At 51.9% G+C, this 17423-nt stretch carries 14 protein-coding genes and 1 riboswitch; of the genes, 12 read left to right on the plus strand and 2 right to left on the minus strand.

The annotated features are described in order from the left end of the window. Positions 1-99: 99 nt before the first annotated feature. The 12 genes from UCI88_RS06735 to speC all read left to right on the plus strand — a co-directional run bounded on the left by UCI88_RS06735 (position 100) and on the right by speC (position 15192). On the plus strand, positions 100-597 hold the full coding sequence (locus UCI88_RS06735; RefSeq protein WP_044505141.1) for a copper amine oxidase N-terminal domain-containing protein: 498 nt from the start codon (positions 100-102) through the stop codon (positions 595-597). Positions 598-824: 227 nt separating this feature from the next. Further along, entirely contained in the window at positions 825-1769 is a 945-nt protein-coding gene (locus UCI88_RS06740) for an aspartate carbamoyltransferase catalytic subunit (protein WP_044505140.1), read from the plus strand. Continuing rightward, entirely contained in the window at positions 1753-3042 is a 1290-nt protein-coding gene (locus UCI88_RS06745; protein WP_044505139.1) for a dihydroorotase, read from the plus strand. The genes UCI88_RS06740 and UCI88_RS06745 overlap by 17 nt, the downstream gene beginning before the upstream one ends. Next, the gene (locus UCI88_RS06750) at positions 3042-4103 is read left to right on the plus strand and encodes a carbamoyl phosphate synthase small subunit (protein ID WP_256179795.1); all 1062 of its coding nucleotides are present in this window, start codon (positions 3042-3044) and stop codon (positions 4101-4103) included. Before UCI88_RS06745 ends, UCI88_RS06750 begins: the two co-directional genes overlap by 1 nt. A gap of 1 nt (position 4104) precedes the next feature. Next, on the plus strand, positions 4105-7308 hold the full coding sequence (carB, locus tag UCI88_RS06755; protein ID WP_044505137.1) for a carbamoyl-phosphate synthase large subunit: 3204 nt from the start codon (positions 4105-4107) through the stop codon (positions 7306-7308). A gap of 159 nt (positions 7309-7467) precedes the next feature. Continuing rightward, positions 7468-7941, plus strand: a complete 474-nt coding sequence (locus tag UCI88_RS06760; protein WP_225070081.1) for a hypothetical protein — start codon at positions 7468-7470, stop codon at positions 7939-7941. Positions 7942-7997: 56 nt separating this feature from the next. Then, complete coding sequence (locus UCI88_RS06765; protein ID WP_081651746.1) at positions 7998-8867, plus strand: S66 peptidase family protein; 870 nt, start codon at positions 7998-8000, stop codon at positions 8865-8867. A 158-nt stretch (positions 8868-9025) separates the two neighbouring features. Continuing rightward, positions 9026-9970 (plus strand): N-acetyl-gamma-glutamyl-phosphate reductase, encoded by a 945-nt coding sequence (gene argC / locus UCI88_RS06770; protein WP_044505136.1) that lies wholly within the window; start codon positions 9026-9028, stop codon positions 9968-9970. Positions 9971-9985: 15 nt separating this feature from the next. After that, positions 9986-10705: an arginine biosynthesis protein ArgJ gene (locus UCI88_RS06775; protein ID WP_256179794.1), complete on the plus strand. Its 720-nt coding sequence runs from the start codon at positions 9986-9988 to the stop codon at positions 10703-10705. 18 nt (positions 10706-10723) lie between these two features. Next, positions 10724-11632: an acetylglutamate kinase gene (gene argB, locus UCI88_RS06780; protein WP_256179792.1), complete on the plus strand. Its 909-nt coding sequence runs from the start codon at positions 10724-10726 to the stop codon at positions 11630-11632. A gap of 56 nt (positions 11633-11688) precedes the next feature. After that, on the plus strand, positions 11689-12861 hold the full coding sequence (locus tag UCI88_RS06785; RefSeq protein WP_256179791.1) for an acetylornithine/succinylornithine family transaminase: 1173 nt from the start codon (positions 11689-11691) through the stop codon (positions 12859-12861). 171 nt (positions 12862-13032) lie between these two features. Continuing rightward, positions 13033-15192, plus strand: a complete 2160-nt coding sequence (gene speC, locus UCI88_RS06790; protein ID WP_256179790.1) for an ornithine decarboxylase — start codon at positions 13033-13035, stop codon at positions 15190-15192. A gap of 66 nt (positions 15193-15258) precedes the next feature. On the opposite strand, the gene metF is transcribed toward speC, so the two are convergent. Both metF and UCI88_RS06800 read right to left on the minus strand, forming a co-directional pair. Then, on the minus strand, positions 15259-16113 hold the full coding sequence (metF, locus tag UCI88_RS06795; protein WP_044505131.1) for a methylenetetrahydrofolate reductase [NAD(P)H]: 855 nt from the start codon (positions 16111-16113) through the stop codon (positions 15259-15261). A 102-nt stretch (positions 16114-16215) separates the two neighbouring features. After that, positions 16216-17046: a MetQ/NlpA family ABC transporter substrate-binding protein gene (locus tag UCI88_RS06800; protein ID WP_330024146.1), complete on the minus strand. Its 831-nt coding sequence runs from the start codon at positions 17044-17046 to the stop codon at positions 16216-16218. A gap of 99 nt (positions 17047-17145) precedes the next feature. Further along, positions 17146-17240, minus strand: a riboswitch (SAM riboswitch). Positions 17241-17423: the final 183 nt, after the last annotated feature.

Here is a 17423-nt window from a genome sequence, read left to right on the forward strand (position 1 = left end):
TGGATCAGTCCGAAAGCAGGAAAATATATTTCTTTGTCGAAATATATAAGCATATGTCATTATCTATCGCTTATTTTTAGATGGGAGGGGGAATCCCTTATGAAAAAGTGTATGATGGCGGCCCTGTTTATGGCGGCCTTGGCAGTGAGTCCGGCTTTTGCTTTTAATGAAGGTCCGGTCATGGGCCCTTATGTATCGGCACCGGGATTGACGGCAATCCAACAGTGTAAGCTTACCGTTGCCGGAAAGGTCATGGATCCCGCCGACGGAGCCGTCCTGCAAAAAGGCGATGTGGTCATGATTCCGCTGCGTAAGGTTGCCGAACAGTTAGGTTATACGGTAAATTGGGATCCGACTGACCAGAGTGTCCGCGTCGAAATGAACATTGCCTATATCATCATCAAGCCCGGAGAAGACTGGTACGAACGCATCGGGACGATTAAGAAGATTAATTTGAACCGCATCTTCCAGTATGGCACGGGACCGGTCAATGTCAACGGCACGATGTACGTACCGGCACAGCTTTTTGAAGCCCTTTATAATAATGTGTCTATTTCTCCGCAGGACGTAACGATTACGCCGGCCGACCAGGTTTAAAAAACATTCGGTTCCACGGAAGACCCTGAAAAAATTCTTGACTTTATAGGCCATGGCCGATAAAATAGATAGAGAATATACGACAGTCCTGTGAGGCTGTGTGATTCTTATACTTCTAGCTTGTACCTTTAATATAGTCCGGAGAGGCTACAAAGGGACATATTTTGCCATGCTTAGAATATGACCTTTGCCTTGCGGCAGAGGTCTTTTTTTTCAAGGAGGATTCGATGGTTAATATACAGGGCAAGAGCCTGTTGGGACTCCAGGGAGTGCCGAGGGAAGAAATTGAATTGATCTTGCGGGTTGCAAAGAAAATGAAGGCCGTCGTCAAGAGTGACAATAAGAAATTGTCCTTGCTCAAAGGCAAGTCGGTGGTCAACATGTTTTGGGAACCGAGTACCCGTACCCGCGGTTCTTTTGAAATGGCTGCCAAGTATCTCGGAGCCGACGTCATCAATTTTACGCCCCGGGGAAGTTCCATTCAAAAAGGGGAAAGCTTCCGCGACACCCTCTTAACGGTGACAGCCATGGGGGTCGATGCCATCGTCATGCGTCAGAAGCAGGAAGGCTCGCCGAGCTTTGCTCAGCGCTGCGTCGATCCGATCATCATCAACGCCGGTGACGGTGCTCACGAACATCCGACGCAGGGACTCCTCGACATGTTCACCATTCAGGAAGTAAAAGGCCGCATCGAAGGGTTGAAGGTCGTCATCGTCGGCGACATCGACCACGGCCGTGTAGCACGGTCCAACATTTACGGCCTCAAGACGATGGGGGCAGACGTACACCTCGTCGGTCCGCGGACGCTGCTCCAGCCGGAATTGGAAGCCATGGGCGTCACCGTTCATTACGACTTGAAGGAAGCCCTCAAGGATGCGGACGTCATCAACGTCCTGCGTATCCAGAAGGAACGCCAGGGTATCGGATTCTTCCCCAGCGCCGGTGAATATAACTCGCTGTTTGGTATCAAGAAAGACCGCCTCAAATGGGCGAAAGACGACGTTCTCGTCCTTCATCCGGGCCCGATGAACCGGGGCATCGAAATTGATTCCGACGTTTGCTACAGCGAACATTCTTCGATTCAGGAACAGGTCATGAACGGCGTATCCGTCCGTATGGCCGTATTATATCTGACAATTATGGGAGGCGATGACGTTGACATTACTCGTTAAAGGCGGCAGAGTGATCAATCCGGCCATGCAGCAGGACGAAATTTGTGATATCCTCATTGAAAATGGAAAAATTAAAGAAGTTGGAGCTAATTTAGCCGCGGACAGCGCTGAAGAAGTTTTCGATGCTTCGGGCCTCGTCGTAGCACCGGGCTTCATCGATATGCACGTCCATCTCCGTCAACCGGGCCAGTCGGGCAAGGAAACGATCGAAACAGGGACTAAGGCAGCGGCTGCCGGCGGCATTACCCGCGTTGCCACTATGCCTAACACGAAACCTGTCATCGACTCGGCTATTGTCGTCGACGGCTTGAAGTATAAGATTGAACATGAAGCTAAGGTTAAGGTAGAAATCATCGGCGCTATTTCCAAAGGCCAACAGGGCCAGGAACTCTCAGCTATGGGCTCTATGGCCAAAGAAGGAGTCGTCGCCTTTTCCGATGACGGTCATTACGTAGAAAATTCCGACTTCATGCGTAAAGCCATGGAATATGCCAGCATGTTCCATAAGATCATCATCGACCACTGCGAAGATGACAACCTCATCGAAGGCGGCAATATGCACGAAGGCGTCGTATCGAACGAACTGGGCATGAAGGGCCGTCCGGCCGTTGCCGAAGACATCGCCGTTGCCCGCGATATCTTCCTGGCTGAAGCGACGGGGACGCCGGTCCACATCGCCCACATCAGTACCAAGAACGCCGTCGACCTCGTTCGCCAGGCTAAAAAGCGGGGCGTTAAGGTCACGGCTGAAGTCACGCCGCAGCACCTCATCTTTACCGATGAAGCCCTGCGGACCTTTGAAACGCGCTACAAAATGAATCCTCCCATTCGCTCGGACATCCACCGCGATGCCTGCGTCGAAGGATTGGTAGACGGCACTATCGATGCTGTCGTTACCGACCATGCGCCTCATGAATGGGAAGAAAAGGACCAGGAATTCAATTTGGCGCCCAGCGGCTTTGTCGGCCTTGAAACGAGTGTCGGCGCCATGCTGACGCATTTGTATCATACGGGGATCATCGATCTCATGAGTCTGGTCAATGTCATGTCGACGGCCCAGGCCAAAATACTCGGCCTCGATGCCGGCGTCATTGCACCGGGTAAAGATGCCGATTTAACGATCCTTGATCTCGATAAAGAATGGACAGTCGATTCCTCGAAATTCTATTCCAAGGGAAAGTCGACTCCTTTTGATGAAATGATTTTCAAAGGGAAGGCGGCAGCTGCCATCGTCAATGGTAAATTTGTGATGAAAAACGGGGAGGTTTTATAATGAAAGGTGTCCTCATATTAGAGAACGGACAGAAATTTTACGGCAATATGCTGATGGATGAACCGGCTGTCGGCGAAGTCGTCTTCAATACCGGCATGACAGGGTATCAGGAAACCTTTACGGACCCGTCCTATGCCGGTCAGATCATTACGCTGACCTATCCGATTATCGGCAATTACGGCTTGTTCCACGAAATCGAACAGGCCGATCGTCCTTATGCTGCCGGCTTCATCGTCAGTGAACTTTGTGAAGAACCGAGCAACTGGCAGAATGAAGGCCAGCTGTCTACCTTTATTATGACACACCACATCCCCTGCCTCTACGGCGTTGATACGCGTGCCATTACCCGGGCTATCCGCAGCCAGGGGGTCATGAAGGGCGTCATCGTACCGGAAACGATGGAAGAAAGCGCCATTAAAGAACTCTTTGATACGCCCCTTGAAACGCAGTTCGTAAAAAAAGTTTCAACGCGGGACATCAAGCATATGGGCGACGGCCGCTATCACGTAGCCGTTATGGATTACGGCGCCAAGGGCAATATCCTGCGCGAACTGGTCAACAACGACTGCCGCCTGACTATCTTCCCGGCCACGACCAAGGCCGAAGACGTATTGGCCATCAATCCCGACGGCATCTTCCTCAGCAACGGCCCCGGCGACCCGAAGGATATTCCCGATATCATCGATACGGTTAAACAGCTCATGGGCAAGAAACCGATTTTCGGTATCTGCCTGGGTCTGCAGCTCATCGGTTTGGCCCTCGGCGGCAAGAGCCGCAAATTGACTTTCGGTCATCGCGGTTCCAACCATCCGGTCAAGGATATCCGCACGGGCCGGGTCTATATCACGTCTCAGAACCACGGCTATATTATCGACGAAGAATCTCTTCCGAAAGATAAGGTCGTCATTACTCACCGCAACCTCCATGACAACACCCTTGAAGGTTTTGAAGTCCCGTCCCAGAACATCATGTGCGTCCAGTACCATCCGGAAGCCTCGCCGGGACCGACGGACAATCTGTATCTGTTTACCCAATTCGTCAAGATGATGGAGGAAAAATAACATGGTAGAAGGATTGAAGAAAGTACTCGTTATCGGTTCCGGCCCTATTATCATCGGGCAGGCCGCCGAATTTGACTATGCCGGTACCCAGGCCTGCCGTGCCTTGAAAGAAGAAGGGTTGGAAGTCGTCCTCATCAACAGCAACCCGGCGACGATCATGACTGACGAAGACATTGCCGACCGCGTCTATGTCGAACCGATTTCCCTCGACTACGTTACGGAAGTCATTGAAAAAGAACGGCCCGACGGCCTCTTGGCTACCCTCGGCGGTCAGGTCGGCCTCAATATGGCCGTTCAGTTGGCCAATGCCGGCGTCCTTGAAAAATATAACGTCCAGCTTCTCGGTACGCGCCTGTCCGCTATCGAAGAAGCGGAAGACCGTGAATTATTTAAAAAGGCCATGAACGATATCAACCAGCCCGTTCCGGAAAGTGATATCTTCGAAGACGTTCCGTCGGCCATTGAATTTGCCGATAAAATCGGCTATCCGATCATTGTCCGTCCGGCCTTTACCCTCGGCGGTACCGGCGGCGGCATCGCCCACGACGAAGACGAACTGTTCATGATTGCCACCCGCGGCATCAAACTCAGCCCGATCAATCAGATCCTCGTCGAACGCTCCGTTGCCGGTTGGAAAGAAATCGAATACGAAGTCATGCGCGATAAGGCCGATAACTGCATCATCGTCTGCAACATGGAAAATGTCGACCCCGTCGGCATCCATACGGGCGACTCTATCGTCGTCGCTCCGAGCCAGACCTTGAACGATTTGCAGTATCAGATGCTGCGCACGGCATCCCTTGATATCATCCGCCGCTTGAAAATCGAAGGCGGCTGCAACGTCCAGTATGCCCTCGACCCGAACAGCAATCAGTACTACGTCATCGAAGTCAATCCCCGTGTCAGCCGTTCGTCGGCCCTGGCTTCGAAAGCGACGGGCTATCCCATCGCCAAAGTTGCCGCTAAAGTCGCAACGGGTCTAACCCTGGATCAGATTACTAACGCCGTTACGGGTAAGACGACGGCCTGCTTCGAACCGACTCTCGACTACTGCGTCGTCAAGTTCCCGCGCTGGCCCTTTGAAAAATTCGCCTTGGCCGATAAATCCTTAGGCACCCAGATGAAGGCAACCGGTGAAGTCATGTCCCTTGACCGCTGCTTTGAAGGGGCCCTGCTCAAAGCCGTCCGCTCCTTGGAAATCGGGGTCAACTACATTTCCATGAAGAAGCTGGAAAGCAAGTCCCTCATCGATATCGTCGAACTCCTGCAGAAGCAGGATGATGAACGGCTCTTTGTCGTCGCTCAGGCCCTGCGCCTCGGTATCAGTGAAGAAAAGATCCACTACATCACCGGTTACGACCTGTGGTTCCTCCACAAGATTAAAAACATCATCGATGTGGAATTCGACCTCCAGCGCAATAACTTGACCATCGACAACGTTCGTTTGGCCAAACGCTACAGCATGCCCGATGCCGTCATCGCCGGATTTACGAAGAAGACGGAAGAAGAAGTCCGTCAGTTCCGCGTCGACCACGGCATTACACCGACGTTTAAGATGGTCGACACCTGCGCCGCTGAATTTGAAGCGGCTACGCCGTACTACTATTCCTGCTATGCGACGGAAGATGAAGTCAAGCCCCTCGGCAAGAAGAGCGTCATCGTCCTCGGCTCCGGCCCGATCCGCATCGGCCAGGGCATTGAATTTGACTACTGCTCCGTCCATTCTGCCTGGGCTCTGCGCAAGGCCGGCATGAACAGCATTATCATCAACAATAACCCGGAAACGGTCAGCACCGACTTCGATACGTCGGACAGCCTGTACTTTGAACCCCTCATGGTCGAAGACGTCATGGCTGTCGTCGAAAAAGAAAAGCCCGTCGGCGTCATCTGCCAGTTCGGCGGCCAGACGGCCATCAACTTGGCAGCGCCCTTGGCTAAGCGCGGCGTCACCGTCCTCGGCACCTCTGTCGACGGCATGGACCGGGCAGAAGACCGGGAACGCTTTGATGAAGTCCTGGCTAAACTCAATATTCCTCGTCCGGACGGCCGCATTGCGACCAGCGATAAAGAAGCCATGAAGGTCGCTTCGGAATTGGAATTCCCCCTCATCGTCCGCCCGTCTTACGTCCTCGGCGGCCGGGCTATGGAAATCGTCTATAATGAAAAGGAATTAGAACGCTATCTCCGCGAAGCCGTCATCGCTTCGCCGGACCATCCGATCCTCATCGACGAATACATGGTAGGCCGTGAAGTCGAAGTCGACGCCGTCGCCGACGGAACTGACGTCTACATTCCGGGCATCATGGAACAGGTAGAACGAGCCGGCGTCCACTCCGGTGACTCCATTGCCGTCTACCCGCCGCAGCACCTCGACGACGATATGATCGCCCAGATCGTCGACTATACGACCCGCATTTCTCTGGAACTCCAGGTTAAAGGCTCGGTCAACATTCAGTTCGTCGTATCGCGGGGCAAATTGTACATCATCGAAGTCAATCCCCGTTCGAGCCGTACCGTCCCCTTCCTCAGCAAGGTAACGCACTTCCCAATCGTTGAAATCGCAACCCGCATCGCCCTTGGTGAAACCTTGAAGGATATGGGCATCCACAGTGGCCTCATGCCGGCGAAGAAACACGTTGCTGCCAAGGCTCCGGTATTCTCCTTCAGCAAGATCGGCCTGGCTGAAATCGCCCTCGGACCTGAAATGAAATCGACAGGCGAAGTCATGGGTATCGGTCATTCTTACTCGGAAGCCTTGTATAAGGCCGTCAACGGCGCCAAGATGAAGATTCCTGCCGGCGGCACGATTTTGGTTACCGTCGCCGACCGCGATAAGGCTGAAGCCCTGCATCTGGCAGAAGGCTTTAAGGAACTCGGCTATCACATCATTGCCACCGAAGGTACCGGATCCTACTTCAACGATCACGGCATGCCCGTCGATATCGTTCGCAAGATCCATGAAGGCGGTCAGAATATCGCGACCATGATCCGCAACGGCAAAATTGATTTGGTCCTCAATACCCTGACCTATGGCAAACATCCGGAACGCGACGGCTTCAACCTCCGCCGCATGGCTGTTGAATTAGCCGTTCCCTGCCTGACCTCTCTGGACACGGCTCGCGAAGTCCTGCGCGTCTTTGCCAATAAAGGTAAGAACGACGGCTATCATCACGTCGCAGCCCTTCAGGATTACGATATGGAATAAACTTTTCACAGACACCGTCTGATGATACAGAAGTCTCTCATGAATATGGGAGACTTCTTTTTTTGCCGGCAGTTTTGATATGGATAAGGCGCTGCCGGAGACGGTTTTATCCGCATGAATTATGCTATAATAAACATAATGACAGAAAGGATGATAATCATGAACGTAAAACACAGCTTATTGACAGCGGCCTTGGGTGCCGCCTTGACCTTCGGCAGTGCTTTTGGCTCTCAAGCCTTTTTTAACAGCCCCTTAGCGGCCAACAGCAATTACCGGCCCATCAACTTCGGCATGGGCTATGAAATGTACGTCGACCTCAGCTCCCTTGAAACGATCAAAGATAATGGACAAGGCTGGATTTTCAAGGTCAACCTCTTCCGTTCGCCGGAAGATTCGGGACGCATCGAAGGAACCTATCCCTTGACCTATAAAATTTTCCGCGGACAGGCCTGGATCTACAATGACTCCACCAATACCTGGCTGGAAATTCCCATGCGGAAGAAACAGCTGAAGCATAAGGACATTGCCGACTTCGTGACGGTCAACCTCTGCTACCGCCAGAAGACGGGCCAGTATTTAAACGATGACTACGGCTATGCTCAGGGAATGGAGCGCTACTACAAGGGGGAGTAGTAACGGAAAAGGCCGTTCACATCCCGGCACCGCTGAAAGCCGGTGACTATATCGGCGTGGCTGCGCCGGCCACGCATGGAGAGGGGCAGGATATTTCAAGGGCGGTTGCCCGTCTGGAGCAGGCCGGCTATCGGGTCAAGGTCATGCCGACGGCGTCCGGTTCCTACGGTTTCTTTTCCGGAACTGATGAAGCGCGGGCTCGGGATATGAACGACTTATTCCATGACGATGACGTAAAGGCCATCGTCTGCCTCAATGGCGGCTACGGCTCGGCTCGTATCCTCGATAAGCTCGATTATGACTATATGGCGTCCCATCCGAAATGGGTCGTCGGATTCAGTGATATTACGGCCCTTCAGATAGCCTTATGGGAAAAGAGCCGCCTTATCACGGCTAACGGTCCTTTGATGGTTACCTTAGGCGGTTCGAATGATTATACAGCGAATCAATTCTTTGACGGATTAAAACGAGAATCATGGCGCGGAGTCTTGGCACTGCCGCCCGGACGAAAACTTACGACCATCACTGAGGGAACGGCCAAAGGTCCTATTGTAGGCGGTAATTTGACGATTCTTGCATCCCTCGTCGGTACACCCTATGCCCTCGACGGCACGGGGTGTATTTTGGTGCTCGAAGATACGGGCGAAAGCTCATACCGCATCGACCGGATGATGAATCAGCTCTGGCAGAGCGGTCTCTTGTCCCGTGTGTCGGCCATTGTATATGGTGATTTTACGGCATCCTCCCACGATGACGGTGACTTTACGACCGATGAAGTGCTGGATTATTATGCTCATCTGGCCCGGGTGCCGGCTGTCAAGGGACTGCCTGTCGGCCATACTGCCGATAAGGCCTTTATCCCTTATGGAATTACGGCCTATCTTGAAGCCAATGGGACGAAAGCCTCATTATCTTTTCAAGAATGAAGGACCGTGACGAAAAGTTATAATAATAATTATGTAAAAACAATGCATATTTTATTGACAAAACATTTTAATTCAACTATAATGAATTAAAATTCAATAAAACATGAAGGTATAAGCTATTTTGAAGTATAGATTGTTTTTTCTGGGAGTGATGCATTGTGAAGACGAAAGTATTTATAGATGGGCATGAAGGGACGACAGGTCTTCGGATTCATGAACGCCTGAGCCAGCGTCAGGATATCGAATTGATTCCCATCGCTGACGAAAAAAGAAAAGACCCCGATGCCATCCGTGCCTGCATGAAAGCCGCCGACATCGCCTTCCTCTGCCTTCCCGATGATGCGGCTGCCGAAGCCGTCAAACTGGCAGAAGGCTGTAAGGTTCGCCTCATCGATACGTCGACCGGGCGGCGGGTCGCCCCGGGGTGGACCTACGGTTTTCCGGAACTCTCTAAGGAACAGGCCAAAGCCATTGCTGCAAGCGATTTCGTCGGCAATCCCGGCTGCCACGCCAGTGGCGCCATCTCTATTTTACAGCCCTTGACGGCGGCAGGTTTGGTACCGGCCGATTATCCGGTGACGGCCTTTTCTCTGACCGGCTACAGCGGCGGCGGCAAGAAGATGATTGGCCAATACGAAGGGGATAAAAGTGATGATCTATTCGCACCGCGCCAATACGGTCTGGGCCAGCAGCACAAACATTTGAAGGAAATCGTTTCCATCTGCCACTTGGCACAGGAACCGGTCTTTACGCCCATCGTCGACGATTATTACAGCGGCATGGAAGTGATGATTCCTTTCTTCAGCCAGCTGTTGACGAAGAAGGTCACGGCCAAAGATGTCTGGGAGATTTTAGCCAAACATTATGAATGCTGCCCCTTCATCCACGTCCTCGACTTTGGGGCCGACAAGGGCGGTTTTATCAGTGCTAATGACATGAGCGGCTACGATGATATGGAAATCGTTGTAACCGGCAACGACCAGCGCATCATGGTCACTTCTTTATTCGATAACCTGGGCAAAGGCGCTTCCGGTGCAGCCATCCAGAATATGAACCTCATGATGGGCATCGACGAGGCCACAGGATTACAGTTAAAACATTAGAAAGGTGGAGTCAGTATGAGTCAGGTTTATGATAACTTTGGCGTACCGCAAGGATTTCAGGCTGCCGGTACGTACAGCGGATTATGCAGCAGCCGTGTAAAATTGGACGTCGCTATGATCGTAAGCCGACGAGACTGCTCCATCGTGACCGATACAGCGCAGGGGATGACGGCTCGTTCCGGAAAAATCCTGGTCCTGCACAATGGGACGGCCCTTCCTGAAGGCATGCGCGGTCTTGAGATTTCAAAAGAAGTCTGTCAAGCTGTCAGTACCTGTGTTGGTGAAGCTCCGGATTCGGTAGCCCTCGTCGCCAATGGAGTCAAGGGGCAGTATTTTCGCCCGTCCCTCTTGATTCACAGCTTGAACAATTTGACGGCTGGCCTCGATACAGATACTCAGCCCTTAGAAGCCGTCCTCGATAACTGTGGTGATGTGTCGTCTCAGACCGTGTCTCTTGGGGGAGACTGCGGTTCTTTACAGGGCATCGCTGCCGACGGGACGGATGACAGTGCCGGCTTATGCGTCATCATGACCGACGCGTCGGTCGACGGGACTATGATTGAAAAGGCCTTGATTCAGGTCAAGGCCGATATGGATACGGAACATTTCACCTTCATCGTCATGGCCAATGGGGGAGCCGGCGCACAGCCGGTAGGCCATGATGCTTTTGCAGGGGGAATCGAAGCGTTACTGGTAAAATTAGGCTTTCAACATGCTTTGAAAGCGTGCAGTTAAATAGGGGGAAGACAATAGATGTTTAAAAGAAGTGATCTCGTATCGGAAGATGTAAAAGCTGTGACCAATGCTCAAAAGGCACAGATTTTGATGAATGCCCTGCCATATATTAAAAAGTACAGCGGTAAAACAGTCGTCGTCAAGTACGGCGGCAATGCCATGATCAATGAAGATTTGAAACGGTCGGTCATGGGCGATATCGTTTTGTTGAATCTCATCGGCGTCAAAGTGGTTCTCGTCCACGGCGGCGGCCCGCATATCAAGGCGGCCTTGGATCAACTCGGCATTGAATCGAAGTTCATCAACGGTCTTCGGGTGACCGACGAAGCGACCATGAAGGTTGTCCAAATGGTCCTGGCCGGCCAGGTCAATAAGGATTTAGTCAATCTCATCGGATCTATCGGCGGCAAGGCTATCGGCCTCTGCGGCATCGATGACCAGATGATCAAGGTCCGCAAACAGAGCGATGAATTGGGCTATGTCGGGCGCATTACCAACGTCGACGTATCCATCATTCAAGACAACCTCGACAAGGGATACATTCCCGTCATCTCGACGATTGGGACGGATACGGACGGCCAGGCTTACAACATCAATGCCGATACGGCTGCTGCCCAGATTGCCGGGGCCCTCAATGCCGAATGTATGCTGTCCATGACCAATATTGACGGCGTCCTCAAAGACCCGTCTGATCCCGATTCACTGTTGACGGAAATCACCCTCGAACAGTCGCGGCAGTTAGAACAGGACGGCATCATCGCCGGCGGTATGATTCCCAAAGTTCAGTGCTGCACCGACGCTATCAAAGCCGGCGTCAAGCGAGTGTTCATCATCAACGGCACCGTGCCGCACGCCATCCTCATTGAAATGCTGACCGAAGAAGGTCTGGGGACGATGTTCGTCGGCCACTATTCCTTAGGAAAGTAAGGCTGTTGGGGAAAACGGTTGTCAACCCGGATTCGGGTAAAAAGGAGATAAAAACAATGGCAGAAGATTATAAAGCTCTTGATAAAGAATATATTGTAAACGTCTACAATCGGATCGGTGCCGTCCTCGATCATGGCAAAGGAGCCACTTTATATGATGTAGACGGAAAAAAGTACATCGACCTCAGTGCCGGCATTGCCGTCAATATTTTTGGTGTCTGTGACGATGAATGGATTCAGGCCGTCGAAACACAGCTCCATAAATTGAGTCACATTTCAAACGTCTTCTATACGGAACCGCAGACCATCCTGGCGGAAAAACTCTGCCAAAAGACGGGCATGAAGAAGGTATTCTTCTCAAACTCCGGTGCTGAAGCTAATGAATGTGCCATCAAGACGGCTCGGAAATATTCTCATGACAAATACGGTGACGGCCGCCATACGATCATCACCTTGAAAAACAGCTTCCACGGCCGTACCTTAGCGACCTTGACGGCCTGCGGCCAGGAATCACTTCATCAGGATTTCGGTCCCTTCGTCGACGGTTTCGTCTATGCCGAAGCCGACAATTTTGACGACGTTAAACACTTGTGCGAAACGAATCAGGTCTGCGCCATCATGATGGAAATGGTTCAAGGCGAAGGCGGCGTCCATCCTCTCGATAAGGACTTTGTCAAAGAGGTCGCAGCCTATGCCAAGGCTCATGACATCTTGATCGTCGTCGATGAAGTCCAGACCGGCAACGGCCGTACGGGCTATCTCTATGCCTATATGGGCTACGGCATTGAACCGGATATCGTCTCGACGGCCAAGGCCATCGGCGGCGGCCTGCCCTTGGGCGTCACCCTCTTTGCCGCTTCGACAGAGAAAACCTTGACCGACCATACCCATGGATCGACCTTTGGCGGCAACCCGATCTGCACAGCCGGCGCCATTTCCATCATCGACCGCCTGACGCCGGAATTGATGGAAGAAGTACAGAAAAAAGGTCAGTATATCAAAGAAGAACTGGAACCGTGCCAACACGTCGACCACGTCTCCGGCATGGGCCTCATGATCGGCATTGCCCTTAAGGATAAAGCCCTGAGCGACGTCGTCGAAGGCTGCGTCGAAAAAGGCGTCCTGGTCCTCACGGCCAATGGGCTGGTCCGTCTCCTGCCGCCCCTCAACATCCCTTGGGATGACTTGAAAGAAGCCGTTGCCATCGTAAAGAAGGTCATCGATAAATAATTACATCCATCGTTTTTGTAAAGCAGTCTCTGACGGGGCTGCTTTTTTGCTGAATATTGGGAAGGCTCGTTGTTGTATAGGGCCGTCGTCTTGCTATTGATCGGTGAATTTCGTACAATATGGCTATACCGGTAATTGGGTAGTTTTTGAAGTCAATAAGGAAGGCCATATATGAAACATTTAAAGATAGCTTACAGTTTTGACGTACAATATTATTTTGTCGACAGCGACCGGGACATCGTGCCCATCGAAGAGACGGACTTCACCGATGTTGCCGTAGCCGTCCTGTCGGACCAGGATTTTGATTATATCGATGCCATTGAGGAGACCGGTTTCGGCATCCCTATCATGGTCATCATGCCTGGCGGCGAGAAGCTGCCCGAATCGTATATCGATAAGGTCGACGTCGTCTTTACGGAAGAAATGGTCAATAAGAGCCGCTGCATTGCCGCTGCCGAACGGTTGGCCGGCCGTTATGAACAGACGGTGCTGCCGCCGTTTTTTGCCGACCTCGTCGACTATGTCAGTGAAAAGAATACGCCCTTTGACTGCCCGGGCCACCAAGATGGCTTATTTTTCAAAAAGCATCCTGCCGGCCGCTACCTCTACGATTTTTACGGCCCCCATATTTTCCAGTCCGACATTTGTAATGCTGACGTCACCTTAGGCGACCTTCTCATCCATGAAGGGCCGGCCCTGGAAGCCCAGGATTTTGCGGCCGAAGTCTTCCACGCTGATAAGACCTATTTCGTCCTAAACGGCTCGTCGTCGGCCAATAAGGTCGTCGCCAACGCCTTATTGGCACCGGGTGACTTAGTCCTTTACGATCGCAATAACCACAAGTCCGTTGCCATCGGGGCCCTCATTCAGGCCGGTGCCGAGCCGGTCTATTTGGAGACTGCCAGAAACCCTTATGGCTTCATCGGCGGCATCGATGACCACTGCTTTGATGAAGGATATCTGCGCCAGCTGGCAGCCGAACGGAACCCCGAAAAGGCAAAATCCAAACGGCCCTTCCGCTTGGCCGTCATCCAACTCGATACCTATGACGGCACGCTGTACAACGCCCGGTACGTCGTCGACCGCATCGGCCACCTCTGTGATTATATCCTCTTTGATTCGGCTTGGGCCGGCTATGAACAGTTCATTCCCATGCTCAAGGACTGCTCGCCCCTCCTCCTCGACTTGCATGACGACGATCCGGGCATCCTCGTCGTCCAGTCGGTACATAAACAGCAGGCCGGTTTTTCTCAGGCTTCGCAAATCCATAAAAAGGATAATCACATCCACAACCAGGCTCGGTACTGTAACCATAAGGTCTTTAACAATTCCTTTATGGCCAATGCCTCGACGAGTCCTTTTTATCCCATGTTTGCTACCATTGCCGTCAACGCCAAAATCCACGCCGGTGCCGCCGGCCGAAAGATGTGGCTGGACTGCGTGAAACTGGGCATCGATGCCCGAAAAGATATCCTGCGCCGCTGCCATTATATCCGGCCCTTCGTCGCACCTGCCGTTCACGGAAAGCCCTGGCAGGAGGGGGATACGGATGAGATGACACATGACTTGGCGTACTTTACCTTTGAGCCCGGAGCCACGTGGCATGCCTTTGAAGGCTATGGACCGGGGCAGTACCTGGTCGACCCGTGCAAGCTCTTACTTACGACACCCGGGATCGATGCTGAATCGGGAGAATATGAAGATTTCGGAATCCATGCCAATATTCTGGCGACGTACCTTCGGGGAAATGGCGTCATCCCGGAAAAATGCGACTTGAACTCGATCTTGTTCCTTTTGACACCGGCAGAAAATAAGAACAAGATGCGCCTCCTCGTATCCCAATTGGTCCGCTTCGAACGCTTCGTCGACCACGACGTCCCCATGCAGGAAGTCCTCCTCGGCGTCTACAATTCCCATCCTGAACGCTATGCCGGCTATACGATACGACGCCTTTGCCAGGAAATGCACGATTTTTATAAATCCCATCATGTAAAAGATTTACAGAAAAAATTGTTCCGTCGGGAATACTTCCCGGAATACGTCATGAGTCCCCAAGAAGCTCATCATGCCTTCGTCCGCGGGCAGGGCGAATTGGTATCCCTCGACAACATCGAAGGCCGCATCGCCCTTGAAGGGGCCCTTCCGTATCCGCCGGGCGTCCTCTGTGTCGTCCCGGGTGAACGCTGGTCAAAGACGGCTGTTCAGTATTTCAAGGCCCTCGAAGAAGGTTTGAACGAACTGCCCGGGTTTGCCTCGGAAATCCAGGGCGTCTATTTGGAAAAAGAAGACGACGGCCGCATCCACGCCTATGGTTACGTCCTAAAAGAATAAGCTTGTACATGAAAAAAACACGATTCCTTCCTTAAGCAGGAGAAATCGTGTTTTTGATTGATTATCTTACAAGAGGTTTTTGACGGCATCGGAGATCCGTTTGGCGATGTCCGGATTATTCATGGTGTAGACGTGGATACCGTCGACGCCGTTGGCCAGAAGGTCGGCGATTTGGTCGATGGCATAGGTGATGCCGATATCGTACATGGCGTCCGGTTTATCGCCGTATTTGGCAATGGCCCGCTGGAATTTGATGGGCAGGGTAGCGCCGCACATGGCAATCATGTTTTCGATTTGGCGCTTATTGGTGACCGGCATGATGCCGGCTTCGATGGGAACCTTGATGCCGGCGATTTCACAGCGTTCTAGGAAGCGGTAAAATACGGCATTGTCAAAAAACATCTGAGAAATCAGTTCGCTGGCCCCGGCATCGACCTTGGTCTTTAAGTTGCGGATGTCGGCGGCGACGGTCTTGGCCTCAGCATGGCCTTCGGGATAGCAGGCACCGATGATGTTGAACTCCGGAGCCTTTTCTTTAATAAAGGCGATGAGGTCGCTGGCGTGTTCGAAGCGGTGCGTTCGTTCTCTTCCCGGCGTTTCGTCGCCGCGAAGGGCCAGGATGTTTTCGATGCCTCGAGCCTTCAGCTCCTGCAATGTTTTAAGTGCATCTTCTTCGGTCAGATAGATGCAGGGCATGTGGGCTACTGTTTCACAGCCCAGGTTTTTTATATATGTTGCGACTTCCGTCGTGCGGTTGCCGCCGTTGCCGCCGGCTCCACAGGTCACGCTGATGAAGTCCGGATGGATCTTGCTCAGTTCATCGAGCGTCGGGTAGACGGTTTCGATGGGCGTATCTCGCTTTGGCGGGAAAACTTCGAATGAAAAGACCGTCTTTTTTGCAAAAAGCTCATGAGTATGCATACATTAATTTCCCCCTCAGATCATAAGAAGATAAAGGGCTGCCCCATAGAGGCAGCCTCTTTTCTATATCTTTATTATATTGAAGATTTTGTTGCCTGTCTATTAGAAACTCGGTAAGATAGCGCCTTGGTACTTGTCTTCGATGAATTTCTTGACTTCCGGAGACTGGAGGGCTTTGACGAGCTTCTGGATTTCCGGACGGTTTTCGTCGCCGTCACGGACGACGACGACGTTAGCGTAAGGCGAATCCTTCGGTTCCAGGAAGAGGGCGTCCTTCAAAGGATTGAGGCCGGCTTCCATAGCGAAGTTGGTGTTGATGAGGGCGATGTCGACGTCGTCGATGGAGCGGGGAATCTGAGCAGCTTCGAGTTCGACGAACTGGAGGTTTTTATCGTTCTTTACGACATCCTGGACGGTGGAGGTGATGTTGCCGCCGTCTTTAAGTGTGATGAGACCGGCGCTCTGAAGGATGAGGAGGGCGCGGCCGCCGTTGGTCGGGTCGTTAGGGATGGCGACTTTTGCACCGTTAGCGAGATCTTTCAGATCTTTAATTTTGCGGGAGTAAATGCCCATGGGTTCGACATGGATCTTGGCGATGGCTTTTAATTTGGTACCGTGTTCGCTGTTGAATTTATCGAGGTACGGCGTGTGCTGGAAGAAGTTGGCATCCAGTTCCTTATCATTCAAAGCCAGGTTCGGTTTGACGTAGTCCGTGAATTCGACGACCTTGAGGTCGACCCCTTCTTTGGCCAAGAGCGGTTTGATTTCGTTGAGGATTTCCGCGTGGGGAACGGGGGTTGCGCCGACGGTGACGGTGACATTCTTGTCGGACGAAGCCGTCGTCTGGGAATCACTGCCGCAGCCGGCGGCTAAGAATGCAACGGCCATCAGGGCCGCAGCGGCGAGAACGGAAAGTTTTTTGAAGTTTTTCATGAGTTATACCTCCTGTTAATAGAATAGTCAGACCTTTTTGCTTCGCCATTATCCATGAAAAAAGCCTCTTCCCGAAAGAGAAAGAGGCTTGGTCTTGGTTCTTTATCTCTCGGAATAGTTTCCGCAGGAATTAGCACCGTGTTATCGGTTGCCGGGCTTCATAGGGCCAGTCCCTCCGCCGCTCTGGATAAATGTCGTTTCAATTGTCTTGTGTAATAGTTTACCATGAATGGGCAATTTGTCAATATGAAAATACTCGATAATCAGTGTCAATTTGAAATGATACGGTGCGAAAAAATTATATTTTAAACGAGGAACCTGTTTTGAGGTTCTTCTATCTTGACAAGAGTCCATTGCCATTATATAATCTAAAGCAA

Source organism: Megasphaera massiliensis (assembly GCF_036305205.1).
GTDB classification, from domain to species: Bacteria; Bacillota; Negativicutes; order Veillonellales; family Megasphaeraceae; genus Megasphaera; species Megasphaera massiliensis.